Source organism: Duganella callida, assembly GCF_004614165.1.
GTDB lineage: Bacteria > Pseudomonadota > Gammaproteobacteria > Burkholderiales > Burkholderiaceae_D > Rugamonas > Rugamonas callida.
On record NZ_SPVG01000072.1, the window covers coordinates 71,562 to 98,083 of the forward strand.

30 protein-coding genes are annotated in these 26,522 nt (G+C 62.8%); 16 read left to right on the forward strand and 14 right to left on the reverse strand.

Annotated elements, in window-relative coordinates; all coding sequences use genetic code 11:
* Positions 1–12 precede the first annotated feature (12 nt).
* Positions 13–333 carry a hypothetical protein gene (locus tag E4L98_RS07290; protein WP_135200897.1) on the forward strand — a complete coding sequence of 107 codons (321 nt, stop codon included), beginning with the start codon at positions 13–15 and terminating at the stop codon, positions 331–333.
* Here E4L98_RS07290 and E4L98_RS07295 read toward each other — a convergent pair.
* Both E4L98_RS07295 and E4L98_RS07300 read right to left on the reverse strand, forming a co-directional pair.
* On the reverse strand, positions 326–1,480 hold the full coding sequence (locus E4L98_RS07295; protein WP_229257295.1) for an extracellular catalytic domain type 1 short-chain-length polyhydroxyalkanoate depolymerase: 1,155 nt from the start codon (positions 1,478–1,480) through the stop codon (positions 326–328). The genes E4L98_RS07290 and E4L98_RS07295 overlap by 8 nt on opposite strands.
* A gap of 8 nt (positions 1,481–1,488) precedes the next feature.
* Positions 1,489–1,902, reverse strand: coding sequence for a ribbon-helix-helix domain-containing protein (locus tag E4L98_RS07300; RefSeq protein WP_135200898.1), 414 nt, complete (start codon positions 1,900–1,902; stop codon positions 1,489–1,491).
* Between the two features lie 86 nt (positions 1,903–1,988).
* Here E4L98_RS07300 and E4L98_RS07305 point away from each other — a divergent pair, with 86 nt between their 5' ends.
* The 4 genes from E4L98_RS07305 to E4L98_RS07320 all read left to right on the forward strand — a co-directional run bounded on the left by E4L98_RS07305 (position 1,989) and on the right by E4L98_RS07320 (position 5,256).
* Positions 1,989–2,204 (forward strand): DUF1289 domain-containing protein, encoded by a 216-nt coding sequence (locus E4L98_RS07305; protein WP_135200899.1) that lies wholly within the window; start codon positions 1,989–1,991, stop codon positions 2,202–2,204.
* Positions 2,201–3,109, forward strand: a complete 909-nt coding sequence (locus E4L98_RS07310; protein ID WP_135200900.1) for an MBL fold metallo-hydrolase — start codon at positions 2,201–2,203, stop codon at positions 3,107–3,109. The genes E4L98_RS07305 and E4L98_RS07310 overlap by 4 nt, the downstream gene beginning before the upstream one ends.
* 108 nt (positions 3,110–3,217) lie before the next feature.
* Complete coding sequence (locus tag E4L98_RS07315) at positions 3,218–4,171, forward strand: NAD(P)H-dependent flavin oxidoreductase (RefSeq protein ID WP_135200901.1); 954 nt, start codon at positions 3,218–3,220, stop codon at positions 4,169–4,171.
* Positions 4,172–4,233: 62 nt separating this feature from the next.
* Positions 4,234–5,256, forward strand: coding sequence for a tetratricopeptide repeat protein (locus E4L98_RS07320; RefSeq protein WP_135200902.1), 1,023 nt, complete (start codon positions 4,234–4,236; stop codon positions 5,254–5,256).
* On the opposite strand, the gene E4L98_RS07325 is transcribed toward E4L98_RS07320, so the two are convergent.
* Genes E4L98_RS07325 through E4L98_RS07360 form a run of 8 tightly spaced genes read right to left on the reverse strand, consistent with a single transcriptional unit; the run spans position 5,257 to position 14,013 of the window.
* Positions 5,257–5,826 (reverse strand): hypoxanthine-guanine phosphoribosyltransferase, encoded by a 570-nt coding sequence (locus tag E4L98_RS07325; protein ID WP_135200903.1) that lies wholly within the window; start codon positions 5,824–5,826, stop codon positions 5,257–5,259. It abuts the gene before it with no gap.
* A gap of 43 nt (positions 5,827–5,869) precedes the next feature.
* A complete protein-coding gene (locus E4L98_RS07330; protein WP_205746676.1) occupies positions 5,870–7,132 on the reverse strand; it encodes a phenylacetate--CoA ligase family protein in 1,263 nt (420 codons plus the stop codon).
* 10 nt (positions 7,133–7,142) lie between these two features.
* Positions 7,143–7,943: an ABC transporter ATP-binding protein gene (locus tag E4L98_RS07335; protein ID WP_135200905.1), complete on the reverse strand. Its 801-nt coding sequence runs from the start codon at positions 7,941–7,943 to the stop codon at positions 7,143–7,145.
* The gene (locus tag E4L98_RS07340; RefSeq protein ID WP_135200906.1) at positions 7,940–9,244 is read right to left on the reverse strand and encodes an ABC transporter substrate-binding protein; all 1,305 of its coding nucleotides are present in this window, start codon (positions 9,242–9,244) and stop codon (positions 7,940–7,942) included. The genes E4L98_RS07335 and E4L98_RS07340 overlap by 4 nt, the downstream gene beginning before the upstream one ends.
* Positions 9,245–9,261: 17 nt before the next feature.
* Positions 9,262–10,323 (reverse strand): branched-chain amino acid ABC transporter permease, encoded by a 1,062-nt coding sequence (locus E4L98_RS07345; RefSeq protein WP_135200907.1) that lies wholly within the window; start codon positions 10,321–10,323, stop codon positions 9,262–9,264.
* 11 nt (positions 10,324–10,334) lie between these two features.
* The gene (locus E4L98_RS07350; RefSeq protein WP_135200908.1) at positions 10,335–11,237 is read right to left on the reverse strand and encodes a branched-chain amino acid ABC transporter permease; all 903 of its coding nucleotides are present in this window, start codon (positions 11,235–11,237) and stop codon (positions 10,335–10,337) included.
* A complete protein-coding gene (locus E4L98_RS07355; RefSeq protein WP_135200909.1) occupies positions 11,234–12,070 on the reverse strand; it encodes an ABC transporter ATP-binding protein in 837 nt (278 codons plus the stop codon). Before E4L98_RS07355 ends, E4L98_RS07350 begins: the two co-directional genes overlap by 4 nt.
* Positions 12,067–14,013, reverse strand: a complete 1,947-nt coding sequence (locus E4L98_RS07360; protein WP_371857201.1) for an AMP-binding protein — start codon at positions 14,011–14,013, stop codon at positions 12,067–12,069. Before E4L98_RS07360 ends, E4L98_RS07355 begins: the two co-directional genes overlap by 4 nt.
* Before the next feature lie 107 nt (positions 14,014–14,120).
* Between E4L98_RS07360 and E4L98_RS07365 the strand changes: the two genes are divergently transcribed.
* Complete coding sequence (locus tag E4L98_RS07365) at positions 14,121–14,810, forward strand: Crp/Fnr family transcriptional regulator (RefSeq protein WP_135200911.1); 690 nt, start codon at positions 14,121–14,123, stop codon at positions 14,808–14,810.
* Positions 14,811–14,834: 24 nt separating this feature from the next.
* Here E4L98_RS07365 and E4L98_RS07370 read toward each other — a convergent pair whose 3' ends face one another.
* Positions 14,835–15,749: a LysR family transcriptional regulator gene (locus E4L98_RS07370; RefSeq protein WP_135200912.1), complete on the reverse strand. Its 915-nt coding sequence runs from the start codon at positions 15,747–15,749 to the stop codon at positions 14,835–14,837.
* Between the two features lie 102 nt (positions 15,750–15,851).
* Between E4L98_RS07370 and E4L98_RS07375 the strand changes: the two genes are divergently transcribed.
* On the forward strand, positions 15,852–16,619 hold the full coding sequence (locus E4L98_RS07375) for an SDR family oxidoreductase (protein WP_135200913.1): 768 nt from the start codon (positions 15,852–15,854) through the stop codon (positions 16,617–16,619).
* On the opposite strand, the gene E4L98_RS07380 is transcribed toward E4L98_RS07375, so the two are convergent.
* On the reverse strand, positions 16,616–16,876 hold the full coding sequence (locus E4L98_RS07380; RefSeq protein ID WP_135200914.1) for a HigA family addiction module antitoxin: 261 nt from the start codon (positions 16,874–16,876) through the stop codon (positions 16,616–16,618). The two genes, E4L98_RS07375 and E4L98_RS07380, sit on opposite strands and share 4 nt — an antisense overlap.
* 228 nt (positions 16,877–17,104) lie before the next feature.
* On the opposite strand from E4L98_RS07380, the gene E4L98_RS07385 reads away from it, so the two are divergent.
* The 6 genes from E4L98_RS07385 to E4L98_RS07410 all read left to right on the forward strand — a co-directional run bounded on the left by E4L98_RS07385 (position 17,105) and on the right by E4L98_RS07410 (position 21,909).
* A complete protein-coding gene (locus E4L98_RS07385) occupies positions 17,105–18,919 on the forward strand; it encodes an aminopeptidase P family protein (protein ID WP_135200915.1) in 1,815 nt (604 codons plus the stop codon).
* On the forward strand, positions 18,916–19,173 hold the full coding sequence (locus tag E4L98_RS07390) for a hypothetical protein (RefSeq protein ID WP_135200916.1): 258 nt from the start codon (positions 18,916–18,918) through the stop codon (positions 19,171–19,173). The genes E4L98_RS07385 and E4L98_RS07390 overlap by 4 nt, the downstream gene beginning before the upstream one ends.
* Positions 19,174–19,182: 9 nt before the next feature.
* Positions 19,183–19,929 carry an MgtC/SapB family protein gene (locus E4L98_RS07395; RefSeq protein WP_135200917.1) on the forward strand — a complete coding sequence of 249 codons (747 nt, stop codon included), beginning with the start codon at positions 19,183–19,185 and terminating at the stop codon, positions 19,927–19,929.
* Between the two features lies 1 nt (position 19,930).
* Complete coding sequence (locus E4L98_RS07400) at positions 19,931–20,524, forward strand: DUF924 family protein (protein ID WP_135200918.1); 594 nt, start codon at positions 19,931–19,933, stop codon at positions 20,522–20,524.
* Entirely contained in the window at positions 20,524–21,366 is an 843-nt protein-coding gene (locus E4L98_RS07405; protein WP_135200919.1) for a Rossmann-like and DUF2520 domain-containing protein, read from the forward strand. Before E4L98_RS07400 ends, E4L98_RS07405 begins: the two co-directional genes overlap by 1 nt.
* 180 nt (positions 21,367–21,546) lie before the next feature.
* Positions 21,547–21,909: a hypothetical protein gene (locus E4L98_RS07410; RefSeq protein WP_135200920.1), complete on the forward strand. Its 363-nt coding sequence runs from the start codon at positions 21,547–21,549 to the stop codon at positions 21,907–21,909.
* Positions 21,910–21,916: 7 nt separating this feature from the next.
* On the opposite strand, the gene E4L98_RS07415 is transcribed toward E4L98_RS07410, so the two are convergent.
* Positions 21,917–22,498 carry a putative pterin-binding protein gene (locus E4L98_RS07415; RefSeq protein ID WP_135200921.1) on the reverse strand — a complete coding sequence of 194 codons (582 nt, stop codon included), beginning with the start codon at positions 22,496–22,498 and terminating at the stop codon, positions 21,917–21,919.
* A 42-nt stretch (positions 22,499–22,540) separates the two neighbouring features.
* Between E4L98_RS07415 and E4L98_RS07420 the strand changes: the two genes are divergently transcribed.
* Both E4L98_RS07420 and E4L98_RS07425 read left to right on the forward strand, forming a co-directional pair.
* Entirely contained in the window at positions 22,541–23,146 is a 606-nt protein-coding gene (locus E4L98_RS07420; RefSeq protein WP_135200922.1) for an alpha-ketoglutarate-dependent dioxygenase AlkB family protein, read from the forward strand.
* Between the two features lie 186 nt (positions 23,147–23,332).
* The gene (locus E4L98_RS07425) at positions 23,333–23,935 is read left to right on the forward strand and encodes an outer membrane beta-barrel protein (RefSeq protein ID WP_135200923.1); all 603 of its coding nucleotides are present in this window, start codon (positions 23,333–23,335) and stop codon (positions 23,933–23,935) included.
* A 21-nt stretch (positions 23,936–23,956) separates the two neighbouring features.
* Here E4L98_RS07425 and bchE read toward each other — a convergent pair whose 3' ends face one another.
* Complete coding sequence (gene bchE / locus E4L98_RS07430) at positions 23,957–25,537, reverse strand: magnesium-protoporphyrin IX monomethyl ester anaerobic oxidative cyclase (protein WP_135200924.1); 1,581 nt, start codon at positions 25,535–25,537, stop codon at positions 23,957–23,959.
* A gap of 89 nt (positions 25,538–25,626) precedes the next feature.
* On the opposite strand from bchE, the gene E4L98_RS07435 reads away from it, so the two are divergent.
* Positions 25,627–26,517 carry a LysR family transcriptional regulator gene (locus E4L98_RS07435; protein ID WP_135200925.1) on the forward strand — a complete coding sequence of 297 codons (891 nt, stop codon included), beginning with the start codon at positions 25,627–25,629 and terminating at the stop codon, positions 26,515–26,517.
* The last annotated feature ends 5 nt before the right edge of the window (positions 26,518–26,522 follow it).

Here is a 26,522-nt window from a genome sequence, read left to right on the forward strand (position 1 = left end):
CGGGAGTCGGAAATGAACCAGACCTCGCTTGACAAGCAAAGTGGCGATGCTGAAGATGATCATCTGGCACGCATCGTGCGCCTGGAGACCAATATGGAGAATGTCGCCAGCATCCTTCTTCAGCTGCAGCGCAGGGAGGAAGAGCATTTTCACTACACCCTGGCCGAGCTGACGCGCCTGCGCGACAGGATCGACAGTTCACGCGACCGCATGGATCATCTGCACCAGATTGCGATGGATAAAATCGATCGCAATACCTACTGGATCATCGGCCTGATGTTCGCCCACATCACGGCCACCGTCGGCATTCTGGTGCGCCTGATGATCAGCTGACCGTGCGGAAAAAGCGCAGCATTTCGCGGCTCGCGTCCGGCCCTTTGGCATCGGTGTAGGTGCCCAGCGCGCTGCCGCCCGACCAGGCGTGGCCGGCGCCGTGCACCACCCAGTGCTCACCCACCGGCGAACCGTCCGGCCTGGTGTGCGTGGTCTGCGTGTAGCTGTAGCCGTTCGGCACCTCGCCCGACTGCACGCGCGGGCGGCGCAGGTTGCGGTGATGGTGCAGGCGCTGCTTCATCACCTGCTCGCCGTTGACCGGATGGACAGTGGTGTCGCTGTCGCCGTGAAAAACAATAATCGGCTGCGCATCGTTGCCGGCTTTGGCCGCCGATTTCACGCCGCGCTTCATCGCCGTCAGCGCCGACGGCAAATCCTGGGCCGACGCGAACGGCAAGCCCGAATGCACGCCGACCGCCGCGAACAATTCCGGATACAGCGTGCCGACAATCACCGCCATCGCGCCGCCGGCCGACAGGCCCGCCACGTACACCTGGCGCTCATTGACCGGATATTCCTCGATGATCTGCTGGGCGATGCCGGCAATGATCGATGGCTCGCCCTGGCCGCGCTGCTGGTCGATCGCGTTGAACCAGTTCCAGCACTTGGAGTGGTTGGCCTGCGCGTTCTGCTCGGGATAGACCACCAGGCATTCCATTTCTTCCGCCAGTTGATTCATCTGCGTGCCGGCGGCAAAATCGTCTGGATTCTGGGTGCATCCGTGCAGCATCACCAGCAGCGGCATGGCTTGCCCGTGATAACTGGCCGGCACGTACAGCTTGTAGTGGCGTGTGCCCGCGTGATTGCTGTAGCTGCCGCGAATGAACTGCGCGCCTTCCGGTAGCGGCGGTGTCGGTGACGGTTGGCGCAAGGTTCCGAGGTCGATGGCGCGATCGAGATTGGCCTGCAAATCGATGCGGATTCCCATGCGTTCGAGGATGTCTTGCGCGAACTCGGCAGGATGGCTGGCCGGATTCGGCGCCTCCCCCCTGGCGCTGTGCGGCGTCTGCTGCGTGGTGGCGGCGGGGGGCGGGTTGATGTCGCGCATCGCCTGCGCAGCGCGGCCGGACGAACGCTGGAGTGGGCTGCCTTTACTCAGCAACTGCTGGGCGGCTTCCCGCATTTGGGTCAGAAAATTCAATTTCATGGCTATCCTTAGTGGATGCGTTGAGCCAGAGCGGTCTTGAGAACAGCGCTGGCATGTAGCGAACCGAGCACAAAGATCGATTCGATGGTGGCCAGTGCCAGCTCGACGGAAACGTCGCTGGCGATGCTGGCCAGGCCCAGTACCTGAATCTGCAGGCGTTCGCCCGCCGCCCGGATGGCTTCCAAATCGGCGCGCGAATAATGCTGCATGCCCAGTACCAGGCTTTTGCGCGCCACGGTCTGTTTCACCACGTCGGCGTGCTGGTTCAGCTGATTGCGGATCGCTGTGCGGATCAAATCGGTACGGTTGGAGTAAAAACCTTCCTGCACCAGCAAGTCGATTTGCCCCAGGTCGATCGGACCCAGATTGATCGTGATCTTTTCCGATTCCGCGGTTTTCAGCTTTATTTCTTGCTTGGCCATATGTCTCCATCTATTTACCATCTATATGGATGGTAGTTTAGGCGCCTCTGCCGCCAGGTCAAGGAGATTCGCGGCATAATGGGGGCATGAGTGAAGCAACCAACATAATCTCCTCGCCGGTGCCGTCGCCGTGCGTCAGCCTGTGCAAAATGGATACAGAACGGCGCTACTGCATGGGCTGCCTGCGCACCATCCCCGAGATCGTCGCCTGGAGCAAGGCCGATGACGACTACAAGCGCGCGGTCTGGGCCGAGCTGGCCCAGCGCCGTGCCAGCGTGCGTTTCGACGACGAAGAACCATGAGCCTGCTGCCGGCATCGATACAGGTGTTTGAGCGCGGTTGGCTGTCGTCCAACAACATCATGCTGCTGGGCCGGCACGACACGGCCATCATCGATACCGGCTACGTCAGCCATGCCGCGCAGACACTGGAGCTGGTGCGCCACGCCCTGCACGGGCGGCACCTGGACCAGATCATCAACACCCATCTGCATTCCGACCATTGCGGCGGCAACGCCATCCTGCAAGCGCACTACGGCTGCCAGACCTCGATTCCCGCAGCGGAAGCGGACAAGGTGCGGCACTGGGACGTGGAAGCGCTGAGCTTCAAGGCCACCGGCCAGCGCTGCGACCGCTTTACCTTCGACGCCACCATCGCGCCGGGCGACGTGCTGCAACTGGCCGACATGGAATGGCAGGCGCTGGGTGCGCCCGGCCACGACCCGCATTCGCTGATCTTCTACTGCCCGCAGGAACGGGTGCTGATCTCCGCCGACGCCCTGTGGGAAAACGGCTTTGGCGTCATCTTCCCTGAACTGGACGGAAAATCGGGCTTCGCCGAAGAACGCGCCACGCTGGACCTGATGGCCGGCCTGGACGTGCGGACCGTGATTCCGGGGCACGGCCGCCCCTTCAGCGACATCGGCGCGGCCCTGGCGCGCGCGCGCTCGCGGCTGGACTACCTGCAGGCGGATCCGCTCCGCAACGCCGAGAACGCGCTGAAAGTGCTGCTGAAGTTCCTGCTGCTGGAACGCCAGCGCATCCCGCTGGCCGACGTGCCGACGCTGCTGACGTCGATGCCGGTGTTCGCCGCCGCCAACGACAACTACCTGCAGCAGACGCCCGAGGCATTGGCCGACTGGGCCGTCGCCCAATTGGTACGCGCGCTGGCCGCCCGTATCGAAGGTGAGTACCTACTTAACGCATAAATGTCGGCTCTGACCCCGAATTTAGAGGGTTAGCCCTAAGCTTAGGCACGGTCGTACTATTTTGGTTCTATAATCGTTCGCACGATAACTTCCATCCGCGAGTCCGCCATGTCCCTGCCTGCCGTGCTGCAAAATCTTACCCTTCCCGTCATCGCGTCGCCGATGTTCATTGCCAGCGGCCCGGCGCTGGTGGCGGCGCAGTGCAAGGCCGGTATTGTCGGTTCGTTCCCGGCGCTGAATGCGCGTCCGGCGGAGCTGCTCGACGCATGGCTGACCGATCTGCAGAAGCAGCTGGCCGAGTTTCAGGCCGCGCATCCGGACCGGCGCGTCGGCCCGATCGCCGTCAACCAGATCGTGCATCAGTCGAACGACCGGCTGGCGCATGATGTCGAGGTGTGCGTGAAACACCAGGTTCCGATCATCATTTCCTCGCTGCGCGCGCCGCCGAAGGAGATGCTGGATGCCATCCACAGCTACGGCGGCATCGTGCTGCATGACGTGATTTCCATCCGCCACGCCGAGAAGGCGCTGGAGGCCGGTGTCGATGGCCTGATCCTGGTGGCCAGCGGCGCCGGCGGCCATGCCGGCACGCTGTCGCCGTTTGCACTGGTGGGCGAGGTGCGCAAGTTCTTCCACGGGCCGATTGCCTTGTCCGGCTCGATCGCCACCGGCGACGCCATCCTGGCGGCCCAGGCCATGGGCGCCGATTTTGCGTACATCGGCTCGCGCTGGCTGGCCACCAAGGAGTCGAATGTCAGCGACGGCTATCGCGAGGCGATCATCGAATCGACGGCGGCTGATATCGTCTATTCGAATCTGTTCACCGGCGTTCACGGCAATTACCTGAAAAAGTCCATTGTCGCCGCCGGCCTGGACCCGGACGCGCTGCCGACCGCCGACAAGACCGCCATGAATTTCGGTTCCAGCAGCGCCAAGGCCTGGCGCGATATCTGGGGCGCCGGCCAGGGCGTGGGCTTGATGGATGACATTCCTTCCGCCGGCGAGATGGTGGCGCGCCTCAAACGCGAATACGACGCCGCGCGCGCGCGCCTCGCGCTGTAGGAATTTATGCAACCCCGGTTGCTTTTCAGGTAAGATGGACCTGAACACAACCGGGAGCTGCAATGAACCTGCACCAGACCTTGTTAGCCGCGGCGCTTGCATTGGCGCTGGCCTGCCCGGTGTGTCGCGCGCAGGATGCGATCAACGCCACGGCGCGCACCTTGATCGATGAAGGCAACGTGCTGCTGACCAAGGGCCAGGGCAACGACGCGCTGGTAAAATTCATTGCCGCCGCCAAGGCCGATCCGGAGTCGTCGTTGCCGCCGGCCAGCATCGCCCACATTCTGTTCACCGCGTCGAAACTGGCCCAGGGCGACCAGGCCGACCAGCTGCGTCAGAAGGCCGAAGCCGCGGCCCGCTATTCACTGAGCAAACACCCCGGCAACCCGATCGCGCTGGAAGTGTTACGCATGCTCAGCGAGGAACAGCCTTTGCAGCTGCATCAGCCTACCCCCGAGGCGGCCAAGGCCCTGCATGAGGGTGAGGTGCTGTTCAGCCAGCAGAAGCTGGACGAGGCGCGCGCGCAGTACGAACGCGCGGCGACGCTCGATCCGCTGTATTCCGCCGCCTGGATCTATGCCGGCGACTGTCTGTTTGCACAGAAAAAATACGCCGAGGCCGAGCAGCGCTTCCGCAAGGGCGTGGAAGTGGAGCCGCTGAATGCCCAGGGCTGGCGCTTTCTGGCCGACGCGCTGGCGCTGCAGGGCAAGCCGGGCCCGGCCGAAGGGGCGCTGATGAACGGCATCGCCGCCCAGCCGAGCCAGATGCCGAACTGGCTCAAGCTGAACCAGTTGCGCAGCACCAGCGGTTTCCCGCTGACGCCGGCGCATCTGGCGCGCAAAACGACCGAGCCCGCGTTTGCCGCCGAACTGGCGGCCTGGCGCAAGGCGCTGCAGGCCGACGCGCCGGCGGACGAAGACGGTCAACTGAAGGCCATGCGCGCCCTGGCCAAGGCCGATCAGCTGGAAGCGGCGTTGCTGCTGCTGCTGTATCGGGAATCCTGGCGCGCCGAGCTGGAGGCGTGGAAGCAGGCTCATCCGGAAGGCGTGCGCAAGTTCATCGACGCCTACCAGTTGCGACCCTGATCAGTTGCCGGTCTTGATCGCCCACAGGCCGGGCAGGTTGCGCCAGTAGCCGTAAGCATCCATGCCGAATCCGACCACGAAGCGGTTGGGAATGGTGATGCCGACGATGTCGGCCTTGACTGGCTTGGCCTTGCCGATCACCTTGTCCGCGAACACGGCCAGGATCACTTCCCTGGCGCCCATGTCCAGCAGACGCTGTTTGACGTGCGCCAGGGTTTCGCCTTCGTCGAGGATGTCGTCCAGCACGATCACGGTGCGGCCGCTGACGTTCGAGCGCGGCACCACTTTCCACACCACCTCGCCGCCGCGGTCTTCATCGCCGTAGCGGCTGACGTGGATGTAGTCGAATTCGAGCGGGAAGGTCAGCTGCGGCAGCAGGTTGCCGGTGAAGACCACGGCGCCGCCCATCACGCCCAGCACCAGCGGGAATTCTTCGCTGTCCGGTTGATCAAAGCGGGCGTTCAGCGTCCCGGCCATCTGGGTGACGGCGTGGTCGACGTCCTGTTTGCTGAACAGTTCTTCGGCGTCGGCCAGCAGGGCGCGCGCGCGGTTGTGGTGGAAGTCTTGCATGATCTTGCGATTTTCTGAACGTGAAGGCCGTTATTATCCCTAATTACTGGTAATCGCGCACGTCCGCGATCACCTTGCCGTCGTTCGGCAGGCTGCCCACCGCGACGAACCGCACCTCGCCGCGCAGCTTGGTCACCTTGCGTATCGAGTCGACGATGGCGGCGTTGGTGCTGGCATCGGCCGCGGCGGGATCGCCGACTTCGCAGTGCAGCGTCATGCTCTCCTCGGCCACCTTGCCGGAGACCACCAGCCGCGACTTGACGATTTCCGGATGACGGCGTGCGATGTCATGCACCTGCGACGGATGCACCAGCATGCCGCGGATCTTGGTGGTCTGGTCGGCGCGGCCCAGCCAGCCCTTGATGCGGACGTTGGTGCGGCCGCAGGGCGATGGCGGCGCATCGGTCAGTATTGCCGACAGGTCGCCGGTGGCGAAACGGATCAGCGGATAGTCCGGGTTGAACACGGTGACCAGCACCTCGCCCACTTCGCCATCCGGCACCGGGTCGCCGCTGCCGGGGCGGACGATTTCCAGTATCACGTCTTCGTCCAGCACCATGCCGGGGTCGCGCACGTCGCCGCTGCGGGTTTCGTAAGCGATGCTGCCGACATCGGCGGTGGCGTACATCTGCAGCACATGCCGCATGCCGTGTTGCGCGAACCAGGCGCGCAGCGATTCCGGCAGGGCTTCCGCCCCCACCATGGCGTGCTTGATGCAGCTGATATCGACGCCCATCTCCCGCGCCTTTTCGATGATGATCTTCAGGAAGGATGGTGTGCCGACGTAGGCATCGGGCCTGAGCGCATGGATGGCCTGGACCTGCATTTCGGTCTGTCCGCTGCCGGCCGGGATCACGGCGCAGCCGATGCGCGCGGCGCCGCCTTCCACCATGAACGCCGCCGGCGTGAAGTGATACGAGAAGCAGTTCTGCAGCACGCCGCCGGCGCGGATGCCGGCCGCGTACATGGGGCGGGCGAAGCGCCACCAGTCCTTGCCGCGTCCTTCCGGATCGAAGATCGGCCCGGGCGACATGTAGATGCGCGACAGCTGCGCCACCGGCGTGGTATTCAGGCCGCCGAACGGCGCCTGCTGCTGCTGCAGCGCGTGCAGTTCCGATTTGCGCGTCACCGGCAGCGCGGCCAGGGCGGCGCGGCTGGTGATGTCGGAGGCGTTGACGTCCTTCAGAATGCGCGACCATCCGGCCGCCGCCTTGGCCAGCGCCACCAGTTGCGGCAGGCGTGCCATCAGTTGGCGTTCGCGCTGCTCCGGTGGGCGCAGCTCCAGGCTGTCCAGGGTAGAGGGCATGGTCATGTCCTTATGCCAGCCAGCGCTTGCGGCGCCGGTAGAATTTCATGTCGCGGAAGCTCTTGCGTCCGGCGCCGGAGACGCCCAGGTAGAACTCCTTGACGTCTTCATTGCCCGACAGGGCGGCCGCCGTGCCCTCCATCACCACGCGGCCGTTTTCCAGGATGTAGCCGAAGTCGGCGTAGCGCAGGGCGATGGCGGTGTTCTGCTCGGCCAGCAGGAAGGAGACGTTTTCCTTGCTGTTCAAGTCCTTGACGATGCCGAAGATTTCTTCGACGATCTGCGGCGCGATGCCCATCGAGGGCTCGTCGAGCAGAATCATCGATGGCCTGGCCATCAGCGCGCGGCCAATGGCGCACATCTGCTGTTCGCCGCCGGACGTGTAGCCGGCCTGGCTGGTGCGGCGCTCCTTCAGGCGCGGGAAGTAGTGGTAGACCTTCTCCAGCGCTGCCTTGAGTTCCGCGCGTGAGGCGTGGCGGGTGTAGGCGCCGGTCAGCAGGTTTTCTTCGATGCTCAGGTGGCCGAAGCAGTGGCGTCCCTCCATCACCTGCGACAGGCCGCGTTTGACCAGTTCATTCGGCGTCAGATGGTCGACGCGTTCACCCTTGAACTGGACTTCGCCCTTGGTGACGTCGCCCCGTTCGCCGCGCAGCAGCGTAGAGATGGTTTTCAGCGTGGTCGATTTGCCCGCGCCATTGGCGCCCAGCAGGGCGACGATTTTGCCTTCGGGGACCTGCAGCGAGACGCCTTTCAGCACCAGGATCACGTGGTCGTAGATCACTTCCACGTTATTCACAGAGAGGTAGCTCATTTCAGGCAGGCCGGCGTGATTTTTTTCTCGGCCGCATAGGCGTTGGAGGTTTCCTCCAGCAGCTTGCGGGTCAGCGCCTTGTCGCCGACGATCCAGTTGGGCGTGATGGCGTTCCACTTCTTGCCGTCCCATTGCTGGACTTTGACGGCGCCGGAGCCTTCGTGGTCTTCGCAACTGGTCTTCACCGGCGGCAGCATGTTGAGCGCGCCGATGGCTTTCAGCCGCGCTTCATCGACGTTGAGGTTCTCCAGGCCCCAGCGCAGCTGTTCGCCGCTCACGCGCTTGCCCTTGCCGTACTTGTCCTGCGCCGCGCGCATCGCTTCCACCCACAGGATGGCCGCGCTGACGCCGCGCATGTGATAGACGCTGCCGATGCGGTTCGGATCGGCCAGATTGCCCTTGCCGGCGGCGTACAGCTTTTTACGGATTTCGTCCAGCACCGGGTAGTTGCCGGGCGTGTTGATGGTCATCGCCGTATAGCCCTTGGCCGCGTCGCCGGTCGGCACGGTGTCCTCCTCCGAACCGGCCCACCAGACGCCGAGGATTTTGTCGCGCGGGAAGCCGTTGCGCTGCGCGGTCTTGATGGCCACCGCATTCATCGAACCCCAGCCCCACAGGATCACATGGTCGGGCCGCGCCTGGCGGATCTGCAGCCATTGCGATTGCTGTTCGCTGCCCGGCGGCGTGACGGGAATCTTGATCAGTTCAAAGCCGTGTTGTTTGGCCAACGCCTCCAGCACCGGCAAGGGTTCCTTGCCGAAGGCCGAGTCGTGGTAGAGATGGACGATCTTTTTGCCTTTCAGCTTGTCCATGCCGCCGTTCTTGTCGCCGAGGTATTTGATCATGGCGGCGGCCTGGTTCCAGTAGCTGGTGATCAGCGGGAAGACGTAGGGGAAGACCTTGCCGTTGGCGGCATCGGAACGGCCGTAGCCGATCATCGTCATCGGTATCCTGTCCACCGCCAGGCGGTCTAGGATGCCGTAGGCGACGCCGGTGGACAGCGGTTCCACCAGCGTGGCGCCGCCGTTTTTGGTCTTCAGGCGCTCGTAGCATTCGACGCCGCGCGACGGGTTGTATTCGGTCTCGCATTCTTCCCAGCTGATCTTGACGCCGTTAACGCCGCCGGAAAGGTTGACCAGGTTGAAGTAGTCGATGATGCCGCCGTAGAAGCCGGAACCGCCCGCCGCGTACGGCCCGACGCGATAGGAGGGCAGGGCGATGTACTGGTCGGCGGGCTGCGCGAGGGCGGCGCCGCTGGCGGCGAGCAGGATGGCGGCGACGACGGATGCAAGGCGTTTCATTGTCTCTCTCCTCATTTTTATTCGTGCGGGAAGGGCCACAGACGCAATTTCTCTTTACCGATTTGCCACAGACGCGCCAGGCCATGCGGCTCGACGATCAGGAAAAATATAATCAGCGCGCCGAACACCATCAGCTCCAGGTTGGAGGCGACGCTGGTGGGCAGCAACAGGCTGTGCGCGATCACGTTCAGCATTACCGGCAGCAGCACGATGAAGGCCGCGCCAAGGAAGGAGCCGAGTATCGAACCGACCCCGCCGATGATGATCATGAACAGGATGCGGAACGACAGATCGAGGTTGTATGCCTCCGGTTCCACCGTGCCGAGGTAGGCATACGCATACAGCGCGCCGGCCACGCCGCAGTAGAAGGAGCTGACGGCAAACGCCAGCAGCTTGGTGCGCATCAGGCGGAAGCCGATCACTTCGGCCGCCACATCCATGTCGCGCACCGCCATCCACGAGCGGCCGACGTTGGAGCGCACCATGTTCTTGGCCAGCAGCGCCATCACTGCCACCACGCACAGCACCAGCAGGTATTTGCGTTCCGGCGTATCGAAGGCATGACCGAGGATGACGATGGGCTGCGCGGTGATCACGCCGGAGGCGCTGTAATTGGTGAGATACGGGATCTTGGTCAGACACCAGACCACGAAGAATTGCGTCGCCAGCGTGGACGCGGCCAGGTAGAAGCCGCGAATGCGCAGCGACGGCAGGCCGAAGGCGATGCCGACCAGCGCCGCGCTCAAACCGCCCAGCACAAACGCCAGCAGTACCGGCAGGCCGGGCAGGCGCAGGATGAAATTATAGGAAGCGAAGGCGCCCACCGCCATGAAGGCGGCCGTGCCCAGCGACAGCTGGCCGGCGTAGCCGGTCAGGATATTCAGACCGATCGCGGCCAGCGAAAAGATCAGGAAAGGTATCAATATCGCCGACAGCGTGTAAGCCGACGCGCACAGCGGCACCGCCACGATCGCCAACGCCATCATCGCCAGCAGCGCGACGCGGTCCTGCAGGATCGGGAAGATCTGGCCGTCGGCCTCGTAGCTGGTCTTGAACTGTCCTGCCTCGCGGTAGAGCATGGGCGTTCCCCTCAGATTCTGCGGATGATTTTTTCGCCAAACAGGCCTTCCGGCCGCACCAGCAGGAACAGCAGGGCCAGCACGTAAGGGAACCAGCCTTCGATGCCGCCGCCGACATACGGGCCGATGAACACCTCGGCCAGTTTTTCGGAAGCGCCGATGATCAGGCCACCGACGATCGCGCCCGGCATGGAAGTAAAGCCGCCCAGTATCAGCACCGGCAGCGCCTTCAGCGCGACGAAAGTCAGCGCGAACTGCACGCCATTGCGCGCACCCCACAGCAGGCCGGCCACCAGCGCGACCAGTCCGGCGACTGACCACAGCACGGCCCAGATGCGCTTCAGCGGGATGCCGACCGCCAGTGCGGCCTGGTGGTCGTCCGCCACCGCACGCAACGCCCGTCCCACCTTGGTTTTCGAGAACAGCAGGGCCAATGCGGTGACCAGCAGGCCGCACACCGCCGCGGCCGTGATGTCGAACTGCGAGACGACGATGTTGTACTTCTCCATCAGGTACTCGGAGGGCACGTCTTCGATCGGCAGTTCCAGCTTACGCACGCCGGCGCCCCACAGCAGCTGGGCAAGGCCCTCGATGAAGAAGGCCATGCCGATGGTGGCCATGAACAGGGTGATTTCCGGCTGGTTGACCAGTGGCCGCAGCACCACGCGCTCCACCGCGATGCCGAGCAGGATCATCACGACAATGGTGACCGGAATCGCCGCCCACAGCGAGACGCCGAATTTTTCGGTCACGCCCACGCAGGTCAGCGCGGCGAAGTAGACCATCGCGCCCTGCGCGAAGTTGAATACGCCGGAGGCCTTGTAAATCAGCACAAAGCCGATCGCCACCAGCGCGTACATCACGCCGGACAGCAGCCCGCCGATCAGCACCTCGAAGAAGAAGTTGAGGTTCATGCGCAGCCCACTCCGAGGTAAGCGTTGATCACATCCTGGTTGCAGCGTACCTCGTCCGGTGTGCCGTCGCCTATCTTGCGGCCGTAATCCAGTACCACCACCCTGTCCGAGATATCCATCACCACGCCCATGTCATGCTCGATCAGCACGATGGTGGTGCCGAATTGATCGTTGACGTCCAGGATGAAGCGGCACATGTCCTGCTTCTCTTCCACGTTCATGCCGGCCATGGGTTCGTCGAGCAGCAGGATTTCCGGCTCGGCGGCGAGGGCGCGGCCCAGCTCTACGCGTTTTTGCAGGCCGTAAGGCAGGCGGCCGACCGGCGTCTTGCGGATCGCCTGTATCTCCAGGAAGTCGATGATCTCCTCGGCCTTGATGCGGTGGGCGATTTCCTCGCGCCGCGCCGGTCCCCAGTACAGCGCCTGCATCAGGAAGCTGGACTTCATCTTCAGATTGCGGCCGGTCATGATGTTATCGAGGACCGTCATCCCTTTGAAGAGCGCGATGTTCTGGAAGGTGCGGGCGATGCCGGATTTGGCGGCCGTATGGCAGTCCATGTTCCCGCGCACCTCGCCGCGGTAGACGATCTGCCCCTGCTGCGGGCGGTAGACGCCGTTGATCACGTTCAGCATCGAGCTTTTGCCGGCGCCGTTCGGGCCGATGATGGCGCGGATCTCGTGCTGGCGCACGTCGAAGGAGATATTGGTCAGCGCCTTGACGCCGCCGAAGGAGAGCGAAATATTCTGCAGATCGAGGATCACCGGTCCCGCCTGGCGGCGGGTGCTGAAATGGACGTCTGGTTCGTTCATCTGCATGGTGGCGCTCTCCGTCATGCGGCTGCCTGCACGGCAGGGTAGGTCTGGCAGGGCTCTATTCTCAGGTCGGCGGCGATCAGGCCGCTGCGGCCGTCCTCGAACTTCACTTGCGTTTCAATGTATTGCGAGGTCTTGCCGTCGTAAAGCGCGTCGATCAGCACCGCGTATTTTTCGGCGATGAATTTGCGGCGTACCTTGCGTGTGCGGGTCAGCTCATCGTCGTCCGGGTCCAGCTCCTTGTGCAGCACCAGGTAGCGGTGGATCTGGGTCTCGCTCATCGCCGGCTCGGCGGCCAGGTCGGCGTTGACCTGTTCCATGCATTCCCTCACCAGGCCATACACGGCCGGGTGTGCGGCCAGGTCGGTGTAGCCGGAGTAGGCGATGCTGCGGCGCTCGGCCCAGTTGCCCACCGCTTCCATGTCGATGTTGATGAAGGCGCACACTTCGTCGCGTTGATGGCCGAACACCACCGCCTCTTTAATGAAGGGGAAGAACTTGAGTTTGTTTTCCACATAGTTGGGCGCGAAGATGGCGCCGCTGTTCATGCGGCCAACGTCGGCGGCGCGGTCGATGATCTTCAGGTGGCCGTCGTGATCGAACAGGCCGGCGTCGCCGGTGTGGAAATAGCCTTGCGCGTCGATGGCTTCGGCGGTGGCGTCGGGGCGTTTGTAATAGCAGTCCATCAAGGTTGGCGATTTCACCAGCACCTCGCCGTTGTCCGCCAGTTTGACTTCGACGCCCGGCGCCGGCAGGCCGACGCTGTCGAACTTGATCTGGCCGTCCGGTTGCAAACAGATGTAGGCGCAAGTCTCGGTGGAGCCGTAGAACTGCTTCAGATTGACGCCGATGGAGCGGTAGAAGCGGAACAGGTCCGGTCCGATCGCCGCGCCGGCGGTGTAGGCGACGCGGATGCGCGACATGCCCAGCACATTTTTCAACGGTCCGTACACCAGCACGCGGCCCACGGCATAGCGCAGGCGGTCGGCCAGCGGCACCGGCTTGCGGTCCAGCATTTGCGCACCGCAGCGGCGCGCCACCGCCATAAAGTAGCGGAACAGGTGGCGTTTGAACGCGCCGGCGTCTTCCATCCGTATCATCACGGTGGTCAGCATGTTCTCGAACACGCGCGGCGGAGCGAAATAATAGGTCGGGCCGATTTCGCGCATGTCGTTCAGCACCGTCGCGCCGGATTCCGGACAGTTGACGGTGAAACCGGCCGTCATGGCCTGGGCAAACGAGAACAAACAATCGCCGACCCAGGCCATGGGCAGGTAGGACAGGATGTCTTCGCCATCGGTGAGTTTTTCGAAACCGACGCCGCCTTCGCCGGCCGCCAGCAGCGCGGCGTGGGTCTGGCAGACGCCTTTCGGCTTGCCGGTGGTACCGGAGGTGTAAAGGATGATGGCATTGTCGCTGTTCCGGCCTTCGGCCACGGCGGCGTCGTAGTAGCCGGGGTGCTCGCGGTCCCAGGCGCGACCGATTTCCTGCAGCCTGGCGTAGGACAGCAGGCTTTGCTGACGATAGTGACGCATGCCGCGTTCGTCATCGTAGGCAATGTGGCGCAAATGCGGATACACTGATTGCAGTTCTAATAACTTGTCGACCTGCTCCTGGTCTTCGACGATGGCGTAGCGGATCTCGGCGTTTTCCAGCACGTAGACCATGTCGGCGGCCGGGGCATCCTGGTACAGCGGCACCGGCACGCCGCCCAGGCATTGCGCCGCCAGCATGGCCCAATACAGCCGGGGACGGTTGTCGCCGATGATGGCCAGGTTCATGCCGCGCTGGAAGCCGAGCGCGGCGAGGCCACAGGCGAGGGCGCGCACTTCGTCGTTGACCTGGGCCCAGTTCCAGCTCTGCCAGATGCCCAGGTACTTTTCGCGGAACGCGGGTTTCCCTGGCCGGTTTCGGCCATGGGCAAGCAGACGGCGCGGAAAGGTCTCATTCTGAGTTTGCACCAGTGTCTCCTGTTGCTGCTTCTTTTTGTAGAGTGATATTAACTTGCCTTTTAAACGCAGGTTGTCTTTTCGACGACAATTGACCGACTTTTCTATGGTGCATCGCAAAAATGTCTGATCGGCATCAAATAACTTTGCGGGAAGCCTTACGGTCGACGCTGTGGGCCAAAGCGCTGACGCCGGAACAAATGGCGCGCGTGGAAGCCGATACGGTTGAAATATCGGTTGCCAAGGGCGGTTATGTGTGCCGCAAGGGCGAGATGGTGGAACATTGGCTCGGCGTAATCGATGGCCTGGTGAAAATGAATAATTTCTCATCCACCGGAAAAAGCGTGACATTTACCGGGATGACCCCAGGCAGCTGGTTTGGCGAAGGGACCGTTTTAAAACGGGAACATCTGAAATACGATGCCATTGCTTTACGTGACAGCCGTATCGCACGCATGCCAATATCGACGTTTATGTGGCTGGTCGATAACAGCCTGCCTTTTACGCGATTTTTGCTGATGCAATTAAATGAGCGATTGGGGCAGTTTATCGGCATGCTGGAAAACGAGCGCCTGTTAGATCCTGACACCCGTATCGCCCGCTGTCTGGCATCGATGTTCCACAGCCAGTTATATCCCGGTCTGGAAAATACGATACTGATATCGCAGGAAGAACTCGGATATTTATCGGGCACATCGCGCCAGCGCGCAAATCAGGCGCTGCAGCGTTTGGAAAAGCTGGGATTGCTGAGTCTTGATTACGGCGGAATCCGCATCCTCGATCTGGACGGATTACGACGATATGAGGCTTAGCGGACTTTTTTTATCCAGATCGTGCTAACTATTGGCACGTACCCGCCAATTTCCGGCGCGTGCGGTATCCACGAAGGCGCGCAGCTTCGCGTCCTGCTGGGTGCGGGCGGGAAAATACAGGTAGAGTCCCGTGCTGCGGGGAATAAATGCCTGCAAGGTTTTTTCGAGTTTTCCGCTGCTCAGATCGGTACTGATTTCTATTTCGGGGAGATATGCCAGCCCTTGTCCCTGTCGGCAAAACTCGGCAATTAAAGTCGTGTCGTTGACAATTAATCCGCCAGTCGTTTCTATTTCAAAGCTGTGCTGATCGCGCAAGAAGCGCCAGCGATGCAAGGCGCCAGAAGAAGTAAAGCGATAGCGTATGGTTTGATGGTGTATTAATTCTTCCGGCTTGGCTGGCGCACCATATTGGCGGAGATATGTCGGCGACGCGACGACGGTCCACTCCAGTTCCGGTATTAATGACACCATGACCATGTCCTGCGCGACCGATTGGCCTAGCCGGATACCTGCATCGAAACCGGTAGAGATTAAATCGACCGCGCCATCGTTCAATGAAATATCGAGCGATACATCGGGATATTCACGCCTGAATTGCGGTGCCAAGGTTTTTAGTACCAGGCCGCCCAAGGCACGCGGAACCGTTAAACGCAGTGTGCCGATCGGTTTGTCGCGATAGGCATTCAGGGAGGAAAAAGCGTCGTCTATTTGCGACGTTGCCGAACGTAACTGCGCGTATAAACCGGTACCGGCTTCGGTCAGCGCCACGCTGCGTGTGGTGCGCTTGAATAAAACCACGCCATGACGCTGCTCCATTATCTTGATCGCTTTGCTGGCGGCGGTGGTGGTGATGCCCAATTGCGCAGCGGCCGCGCTGAAACTGCGGTGTTCGGCGACGGCCAGAAATGTGCGGACGCCATCCAGGGTTGCGGTTTTCATGCTTGTCATTGTGAACTTGTAATTCACAGAGCATATCAGGCATAGCTCTTTTTGCTCACAATTGTGCAGCCTAAGATGACGTTTTTTACGACAGGAGTTCGTATGTCTTCTTTGCAAAATCGCCGGGTACTGGTTACGGGTGGCACCAAGGGCGTCGGCCGGGAGGTGGTGGCGCGCATGCATGCCGAAGGCGCGAGGGTGTTGACCACCGCACGCAGCCTGAGCGGCGAGTTGCCGCCGGATGTCATTTTCGTTTCTTCCGACCTGACCACGGCCGCCGGTTGTGCCACCGTGGCGGAAGCGGTGCACGAACGGCTTGGCGGCGTGGACGTGATCGTGCATGTGGCGGGCGGCTCCAGTGCGCCGGCCGGCGGGTTTTCCGTCCTGGACGATGTGGAGTGGGAGCGCGCACTGAATTTCAACCTGATGCCGGCGGTTCGCCTGGACCGCGCGCTGGCGCCGGGCATGGTGGAGCGGGGGCAGGGCGTGATCATCCATGTAACATCGATCCAGGGCCGTCTACCGTTGCCGGCATCCACCACCGCCTACGCGGCGGCCAAGGCGGCGTTGTCCAACTACAGCAAGAGCTTGTCGAAGGAAATCAGCCCCAAGGGCGTACGCGTGCTGCGCGTGTCGCCGGGCTGGATCGAGACCGAAGCCGCTACCGCCTTCGTCAACGAACTGGCGGCCAAGGCCGGCCACAGTTATGAAGAAGCTAAAGCCGGCGTGATGCAGGCGCTCGGCGGCATCCCGCTCGGCCGCCCGGCCCAGCCGCGCGAAGTGGCGGACCTGATCGCCTTCCTGGCAATCTCCGAGGGGCTGACCGGCCAAGAATTCATCATTGACGGCGGTACCATCCCGGTCGCTTAAGCGGCATCGCGTTGCCTGGCTTGCCAGCGGTCGCACATTTCCTGCATGGCGAGCCAGCTTCCCGCAGATCTACCTAATGAGCGTGAAAGAATTTGTGCCATTGCAGGGCTCACTCGTCCTTGCCCATTCAAAATGCGATTGAAGGTTGACGCAGCCACGCCAAGCTGTGCAGCAGCCCTTCGGCCGCTAATGTTCTGCGGCCGTAAATAAACTTCCAAAATAAATTCACCCGGATGTAGTGGGTCATGCATTTCCATTAGTGATAGCCCTCATAATCGACATCATAAGCATCACTCAAGATGAATTCGAACGTTAGCCGCCGGAGACGATCATGATCACTATAGGCCATGGTTGTAAACACAACAAGCTCAGCCATTTAATCATTCTCCCGACCGTGTCACGTGGCGCTAAATCAAACCTGGGAATCGGGGTATCATAGCGACAAGCTATGCCGCAGTGGCGGCGCACAGGATTTGAATCTTTCCATGCATACTCCAGACCCCTCCCAAGTCGCCGAGCGCCTGGCGCTGTTGCGGGCGGCGATGCGTCAGCAGCAGGTCGACGCGCTGATGGTGCCGTCCGCCGATCCGCATCTGTCCGAATACCTGCCGGAACGCTGGCAGGGCCGCGAGTGGATGTCGGGTTTCACCGGTTCGGTCGGAACTTTCATCATCACCCTCGAATTTGCCGGCATCTGGACCGATGCCCGCTACTGGACGCAGGCCGAGCAGCAACTCGCCGGCACCGGCATCCAGCTGATGAAGATCACTTCCGGCGCCAGTGTGCAGTACATCGACTGGCTGGCAGCCCAGCTGAAGCCGGGCCAGACCCTGGCCGTCGATGGCGCCGTGCTGGGGCTGGCCATCGCCCGCCTGCTGCAACAGGCACTGGAGCCTAAAGACATCAAACTGCGCACCGATCTCGATCTGCTGGACCAGGTGTGGCAGGACCGGCCGGCGCTGCCGGCTGCGCCGATCTTCGAGCATCTGCCGCCATATGCGTCGAAAAGCCGCAGCGGCAAGCTGGCCGACCTGCGCAATGCGATGCAGCAGGCCGGCGCCAACCGCCACCTGATTTCCACGCTGGACGACATCGCCTACCTGTTCAACCTGCGCGGCGCCGACGTCAACTTCAATCCGATCTTCCTGGCGCATGCCCTGATCACGCCAACCCGCGCCACGCTGTACGTTGCCGACGGCAAGATCGCGCCGGAACTGCGCGCCGTGCTGGCTGACGAAGGCATCGATGTGGCATCGTACGGGCAGGCCGCCGCCGCGCTGGCCGCATTGCCGGCCGACGCCGTGGTGCTGCTCGACCCGCGCCGCATCACCCACGGCACGCGCCAGTGGATCGCACCCAAGATCAAGGTGATCGAGGCGATCAACCCGACCACGCTGGCCAAGTCGCGCAAGAGCGAACAGGACGCCGCCCACATCCGCGCCACCATGGAGCAGGACGGCGCCGCCCTGTGCGAATTCTTCACCTGGCTGGAACATACCCTGGCCAATCCCGACCGCGAACCATTGACCGAACTGGACATCGACCGCCAGATCACCGCCGCGCGCGCGCGGCGCCCAGGCTTCATCAGCCCGAGTTTCGCGACCATCGCCGGCTTTGCCGAAAACGGCGCCATCATGCATTACCGCGCCACCGAGGCGCGCCACGCCGTCATCCACGGCAACAGCCTGCTGCTGATCGACTCCGGCGGCCAGTACCTGGGCGGCACCACCGACATCACGCGCGTGGTGGCGGTCGGCCGCATCACCGAGGAACACCGCCGCGACTTCACGCTGGTGCTGAAGGGGATGATCGCGCTGTCGGCCACGCGCTTCCCGCGCGGGACCAAGTCGCCGATGCTGGACGCGATCGCGCGCGCGCCGCTGTGGGCCGAGGGTCTGGACTTCGGCCACGGCACCGGCCATGGCGTCGGCTACTTCCTGAACGTGCACGAAGGCCCGCAATCGATCTCGCCGTCGGCCATGCCGGAACCGCAGACGGCGATGGAACCGGGCATGATCACCTCCATCGAACCTGGCCTGTACCGGCCGGGCCGCTGGGGCATCCGCATCGAAAACCTGGTGCTGAACCGTCCCGCCGGCCATACCGAATTCGGCGAATTCCTCAACTTCGAGACACTGACCTTGTGCCCGATCGATACCCGCTGCATCGAACCCGCCCTGCTGCGCGATGAGGAAAAGCGCTGGCTCAACGATTATCACGCGACAGTGCGCAAGCGCCTGTCGCCACTGCTGTCCGGCGATGCGCTGGCCTGGCTGCAGACCCGTACGGAGGCATTATGAGCGCACGCGCAACCCGGGCCACCAGCGCGGTAGACCGTCTGAAACGCCGCACCGGCAACAGCAAATATTCGATGACGGTGACCGGCAGCGGCCACTTCTTCCTCAGCGAAGGCGCCGGCAATCCGCCACTGGGGCCGCCGATGGAGCTCGATGAATTCGTCGCCTTCGTCAACGGCATAGAACCGCCGGCGCCCAAGCGCGTCAGCAAACTCGATATCGCCTTCGAAAAGCAGCTCACCAAAACCAAAAAATAAAGGCATCTCATGCCCGGCTTCGATTTTCTTACGGCTTACTGGTCCCAGTCGGAGCTGGCGACCAATGCGGTCATCATCTTGAACCTGCTGGGCGCGCTGGCACTCGGTCTGCTGGTCGGCTACGAGCGCTCTTACCATGGCCGCGCGGCAGGCATGCGCACCTATGGGCTGGTGTGCATGGCGTCCGCCGCGCTGACGGTGATCGGGGGTTATCCGGCGCACTGGTTCGGCGGCCATGTTTCGCAGTACCTGGTCAGCTCCGATCCGACCCGCATCGTGCAGGGCATCGTCACCGGCATCGGCTTCCTCGGCGCCGGCGTGATCATGCGCGAGGGATTCAACATCAGCGGTCTGACGACGGCGGCCTCGATCTGGGCTTCGTCGGTGATCGGCGTGATGGTGGGCGTGGGCTTCTACATGGGCGCCATGGGGCTGGCGCTGCTGTGCGCCTTCTCCATGATTTACCTGACCAAACTGGAAGCCTGGCTGCCGTCGCGCCACGCCATCGCCATCACCATGCGCTTCAAGGAAGGCTACCGCCCGCAGGAACAGGCGCTGCGCCAGATGGCGCTGCAGCGCGGTTATGAAATCGCCGGCGGTTCGATGATGATCGCCAGCGACCGCAACATGCAGGAGTGGCGCTTCGTCGCCATCGCGCTGAGCAAACACAGTGGTTCGCCGATGTCCGTGCTGTGCGCGGAACTGGCGGACTTTGAAGGTATCCAAAGCTTCCAGATGACGCACGCGCGCAACTGACATGAATCCACAAGCTCAAGCCGTATTCGATTTCTGGTTCACGCCTGCCGCCGGCCAGGACCCTGAACAGCCGCGCCGCGAATGGTTCCAGAAGAACGACGCCTTCGACCGCGAGATCGCCCAGCGCTTCGGCACCGAAATCGAACAGGCGCTGGCCGGCGGTCTGCGCGACTGGGATACGCAAGGTCCGCGGGCGGCGCTGGCGCGCATCCTGCTGCTGGATCAGTTCTGCCGCAATGTCTACCGTGGCACGCCGCAGGCGTTTGCCGGCGACACGGAGGCGCTGCCGGCCGCGCTGAACATGATCGCCACGGGGGCCGACCAGGCGCTGGCGCCGCTGCAGCGCGTCTTCGTCTACATGCCGCTGGAGCACGCGGAAGACATGACGATGCAGGAACAGTGTGTGCGCCTGTTCACGCGCCTGGCGGCGGAGCGGCCCGACAATAAAGGCATCGCCGGCAATCTCGATTACGCGCATCGCCATTACGAAGTGATACGGCGCTTCGGCCGCTTCCCGCATCGTAACGCCATCCTGGGCCGCGTTTCGACGCCGGAAGAAGTGGTATTCCTCAAGCAGCCGGGATCGGGCTTCTGATGGCGCCAGCGCTGAACCTGATCGGCGCCGGCCATGTCGGCCGCGTGTTCGGCCGGCTGCTCGCGCGGCACGGCGGCTTCCGCATCCAGCAGGTGCTGACGCGCAGCGCCGCGTCGGCGCGGCAGGCGGTGGATTTCATCGGTACGGGCAGCATCGCCATCGCGTATGAACAGCTGCAGCCGGCCGCCGTCCACATACTGGCGGTGGGCGATGACCAGATCGCCGCAGCCTGCGAGGCGTTGGCGCGCGCCGTGCCACTGAAGGACAGCATCGTCTTCCACTGCAGCGGCGCACTGGCGTCCGATGCATTGCAGGCCGCGCGCGATGCCGGCGCGCTGACCGCCAGCGTGCACCCGATCCGCAGCTTTGCCGATCCGGCCGCGGTGGCAGAGCAGTTCGCCGGTACTTTCTGCGGCATGGAAGGCGATGCAGACGCGCTGGCCGTGCTGACGCCGGCGCTGCAAGCCATCGGCGCGCAGCCGGTGACTATCGATGCCGCCGCCAAAACCGTGTACCACGCGGCGGCCGTCTTCGCCAGCAATTACCTGGTGACGGTGCTGGACGCCGCCTTGCGCGCTTACCAGGCCGCCGGCATTCCCGAAGAGATCGCGCGCCGGCTGGCGCAACCGCTGGCCAGCGAGACCATGGACAATGTCTTCCGCCTCGGCGCCGCCGCCGCGTTGAGCGGTCCGATCGCGCGCGGCGATCTGGCCACGGTGGCACGCCAGCAGCAGGCGGTCACAGCATGGGATGCGCCAACGGGAGCGTTGTATCGGTCTCTTGTCGCGCCAACCACAGACTTGGCGAAACGCAAACACGCGAATGAGCGCTTCGGTGCCTAATTTCTGGCAAATTACCGCTTAACAACTATATTTCAACTGGATGCAGTACTTGTCCGGGACAAGAATGTTGTGGTTTGACTGCGCTTTCGCCACAAATAAGTATCGGGATCAGTCGACAAACCTGAGAATTCGCAATAAGCTTTGTTTTCTAGAAGAATTATCGAGCCTGAGGGGTAAGACATGTTATTTCTGAAAAGTACAACCGTTACGAAAGCCCCTGGCATTTACGACGTCGACATCGCCGCCAAGCCGCCAGGCAAGACCTTTGGCGTATTCCTGGCCACCGACCCGGACAATCCGCCGACCGAGGTGCTGAACCAGCTGACGGCGCTGGGCTTCAAGAATACCTACAGCGGTCCTTACACCCACAAGGACCGCGGCAAGGTGCTGGACCTGCACTTCCAGAAAGACGGCACCGATCTGTTCCAGGGCTGGAAAACCGAAGAGATGGAAGCCAACATGGCCGCCATCACCGCCCTGTTCAACAGCGTCGGCATCACCATCACGCCGCGAGTTATGAGCCTGGCGGAAGCGTACGCTTAAGAGGTCTCTAAGCCTGCACGTCGATGTGATACAAGCCCCAGGGGCACAGGCCGTAGCGGTCCGCCAGCGGCCTGGCAGCCATCTCGGGCACCTTGTCCGCCTCGTACACCGCCCATAGCGGGCCGAGTCCGCCCAGCGGCATCGGTGCGCCATCCAGATGGGTGGCCACGATGTAGCGCTGCGCGCGCGCCTGCGCCACCGTCACCGTCGCCGCGAAGCCATCGATCGCGCGCAGCACCAGTCTGGTGTTGTCGTTCAGCCTGGCGCCGGCCGCCTTCATCACCTCCAGCAGCAACGGGCCTTGCAGCGTATGCTGCTTCGCATCGTATTCCAGCGTCGGCTTGATGGCGATGGCCGGCAGCGCCGTCAGCGCGGCGAAATCGAAAGCATGCGCCTTGTCGAACGATTGCTTCTGCTTGACCATCATCTGATCCTTGACCGGATCGAGCTTGCCGCGGTTGGTCAGGCTGATGGCGCCGGTGACGGTCAGCAACGCCGGACCGGCGCTGGCGGCGGCCTGCGCGCGCGTGGCGGTTGCGGCGGACAAGCCTACCAGTGCGGCGCTGCCCAGGAACTGGCGTTTTTTCATGCGTGATACTCCAGAAAAGTCAGGTGCCGTATCATAACGCGCATGGACTTATTTGCCGACGACACCCGCCTCAATCCCATCCCCATCGAAGACGGCGAATTATGGTTCCAGCAGCGCCTGGCGCTGGACCTGCCGCCCGACGAGGTGATGCGGCGCCTGCTGGCCGAAACCGACTGGCGCGAGGAACAGATCCAGGTCTGGGGCAAATTGCACATGCAGCCGCGTCTGTCGGCCTGGCATGGCGAGGCCAGCTACCGTTATTCCGGCAAGACCTTCCATCCGCAGCCATTCACCGCGCTGCAACTGCACATCAAACAGGCGGTCGAACGCGTTACCGGACGGCAGTTCAACAGCGTCCTGCTCAATTACTACCGCAACGAACGCGACAGTATGGGCTTCCATGCCGACGACGAGCGCGAACTGGGCCGCAATCCGGCGGTTGCCTCGGTCAGCTTCGGCGCGCCGCGCACCTTCATCCTCAAACACCGGCGGCTGCCGAAAACCGTCAAGCTGGCGCTGGGCGACGGTTGCCTGTTATTGATGGCCGGCGCGCTGCAAAGCCACTGGACGCACGGCATCAACAAGGAGCGCACCCCGCGCGGACCGCGCATCAACCTCACTTTCCGGCAAATTCACCCCGATTTTTAAAGTCCCCTTAAGTTTGGCTTAAGTGAATTTAAGCCAGTGATAATTCTGCTTACATGATGTAACACTTATTATTAAATTGGTCCACACAGCAGTTGGCCGAAGTGCTATCTTGAACCCATCGCAATTCACAAGGAACTGCGATCCCAGGCAAGACCTTGTTAAACCAATGCTGAAAGATCCAATATCATGAAAAATACTCTGATCGCACTGATTGCCACCGCTGCCGCTCTGGGCGGTTCCGCTGCTTACGCACAAAACAACCAGGACGCCGCCGGCACCGCCTACATCGGCGCCGGTGTTGTCGGCAGCCGTTATGACTTCGACGCCGCGGGCGCCGGCGCTGTCAGCGGCGACAACCACAGCGGCACCAAAGCCGGTGGCAAAATTTATGGCGGTTACAACATCACCAATACCTGGGCGGTGGAAGCCGGCTACACCGACTTCGGCAAACGCAGCTACAACTACAGCGTAGGCGGCGCGGCCGGCGGCCTGCAGACCGATGCCCACTCCTACTACGTGGCCGGTAAGGGCACCTGGCCAGTCGCCAACGACTTCGCCGTGTTCGCCAAACTGGGCGTGGCGCGCAACCACAACGAAGTGAACACCTCCGGTATCGCTTCGGTGAACGGCAGCGACAACAAAACCGCGCTGTACGCCTCGGTGGGTGGCGAGTATGCCATCAACAAGAACGTCAAAGTCTCGCTGGAGTATGAAAACTACGGCAAGAACGACATCGATGTCGGCCGCAAAAACGGCGCCATCACTGCTGGCCTGCGCTACAACTTCTAAGCGCACCGCCGTCTGACCTCTTCAAGTACGAAGGGCCGGATTCTGCTCCGCAGGGTCCGGCCCTTTCGTTTTGCTGGCCCGGAGCGGGATGGTGCGCTTGCGCTTGAGCATGGATTCCTCGTTGGCGGCCAGCGAGGCACCCCAGAAACTGCGCAACGTCAGTGTGCTTTTCTTCAGCCGCGCGCTGAACAGGAACTCCAGGATTTCGTGTATCCACACGCGCCGCCCCATGCGGGTGTACCAGCGCATGCCGTGCCGTACATGCTGGTCCTTGCCCAGCAGGATGCGCAGGATGGCCTTGGGCCGCGCCTGCATGATTACCTCGATCGCCTTCACCCACAGCAGCACGCGCCACGGCGGTACCCTGGCGGTGGCCAGCACCTGGTGCTTGTAGTCCCATTTGGCGCTGTCGGTCTCGATCACCTTGCGGTTCTCCACCGTTTCAAAATACGGCGTCCAGCGATGCGGCGTCACGTACAGCATCTGGATCTGGTCGGGGTCATAGCGCAGCAGATGCTTGAGCGAGCGCCAGTAGTCGGCGTCGGTCTCTTCTTCAAAGCCCACCACATAGGTCGCCATCGACAGGATGCCGTGCTGGCGCAGCAGCCGGATGGCCTGTTGGTCGTCGCTGGTGGTGGTGCCCTTGCGGATGGTCTGGAGCATGGCTTCGTCGTAGCTTTCTATGCCCAGCAGGAAGCGGATCACCCCGGCCTTCTTATACAAGTGCAGGATATCGGCATCGCGCACGATGTCGCCCGTGCGGGTGGAGCCGACCAGCGTCAGGTTGACGTTCTCGGCGATCAGCGCTTCGAGGAAGGCCAGCCATGCCTTGCGCGAGCCGGTGGGCAGCTCGTCGGCAAAATTGATCAGCTGTACGCCATGGTCACGGTGCAAACGCGCCAGTTCCTTGGCGAATTGCACCGGATCGCGGTGGCGCCACTGGGTCCAGAAGCCACGCTGGCCGCAATAGCTGCACAAGTAGGGACAGCCGCGCGAAAATTGCACCACCACCGCGCGCATGCCGCCCCAGTAGGAATAGCGGTTGTGATCGATGAGTTCCCAGCCGACCCGGTAATCGTCCAGATTGCGTATCATCTCGGCCGGCGCGGTGGCCAGCGGCAGGCCGTCCCTCCGCAGCGCGATACCGTCCACTTGCGCGAGATCGGCGCCGCGCGACCAGGCCAGCATCAATTCGGTCGTGGTACGCTCGCCTTCGCCGCGCACGATGTAATCGATCTGCGGATAACCGCGCAGGATGTCTTCCCAATGGTAGGTCGGATAGACGCCGCCATAGACGATGGGCAGTCCGGGGCAGGCCAGCTTGACGCCTTCGGCAATGCGCATGATGGTGTCGTGTGCCGAGGTGGAGCCGGAGTGGCCCAGCATCAGCACGTCCGGCGCGTGCGCCGCGATCCGGTCGATCACGGCGGCTACCGTCATGGGGCCGAATTCGGCGTCGAGCAGGCTGACCTCGAAGCCGGCGTCGATCAGGGGACCGCCCACGCTGAGCAGGCCCAACGGCGGTAATTGTTCCTTCGGTATGCGGCTGCCGATGGCGGTGTGCGGCGGATTGACCAGCAGGATGCGCTTCTTGGAATTCATGGCGCCAGCTTAACATCTTGCCATGCCGAAAATCTCTCGCTTTCTCACGTAGAATGCATGCCAGCCTCAATACTCAACTCGAGACGCGTATGGACAGGATACAGGCCATGTCGGCCTTTCTGGCGGTGGTGGACACGGAAGGATTTTCCGCGGCGGCGCGCAAGCTGGGCGTGTCGCCGTCGGTGGTGACGCGCGCCGTCACCGAGCTGGAAGAACGCCTGGGCACGCGCCTGCTGACGCGCACCACGCGCTTCGTGCGCCTCACGGACACCGGCCGCGTGTATGCCGAGAATTGTCGGCGCATCCTGGCCGATCTGGACGAGGCGGACAGCACCGCCGCCGGCACGCATGCGGCGCCGCGCGGCCAGTTCACGGTAACTTCATCGGTCAACTTCGGCTGCATGCACGTGGCGCCGGTGGTGCGCGATTATCTGAGCCGGTACCCGGAAGTGACCATCCACTGCTGGTTCATCGACCGCAAGGTCAACCTGGTGGATGAGGGCGTCGATGTGGCGGTGCGTATTGGCGCGTTGCCGGATTCGTCGCTGCAGGCGATCCGGGTGGGACGGGTGCGGCAGGTGCTGTGCGCGGCGCCCGAGTATCTCGAACGCCACGGCGTGCCGCGGCGGCCGGAGGAACTGGAGCGGCACACCATCGTCACCGCCACCGGCGTCACGCCGACACCGGAATTCCGCTTCCGCGATGAGCTGAAAATACGGCTGCAGCCACGCATGACCACCAGCACCAACGAATCGGCGGCGGCCATGGCGCTGGCGGGGTTCGGCATCACGCGTTTGCCCTTGTACCAGATTGCGCCGGCGCTGCGGCGCGGCGAGCTGCAATTGCTGCTGGAAGAGTTCGAGCGTCCGCCGCTGCCCATCCATGTCGTGCACCGCGAAGGGCGCAATGCCGCGCCCAGGATCCGCACCTTCATCGACATGGCGGTGGCTGCCCTGCGTCAGGACGCCAGCCTGCAATAAGGCCG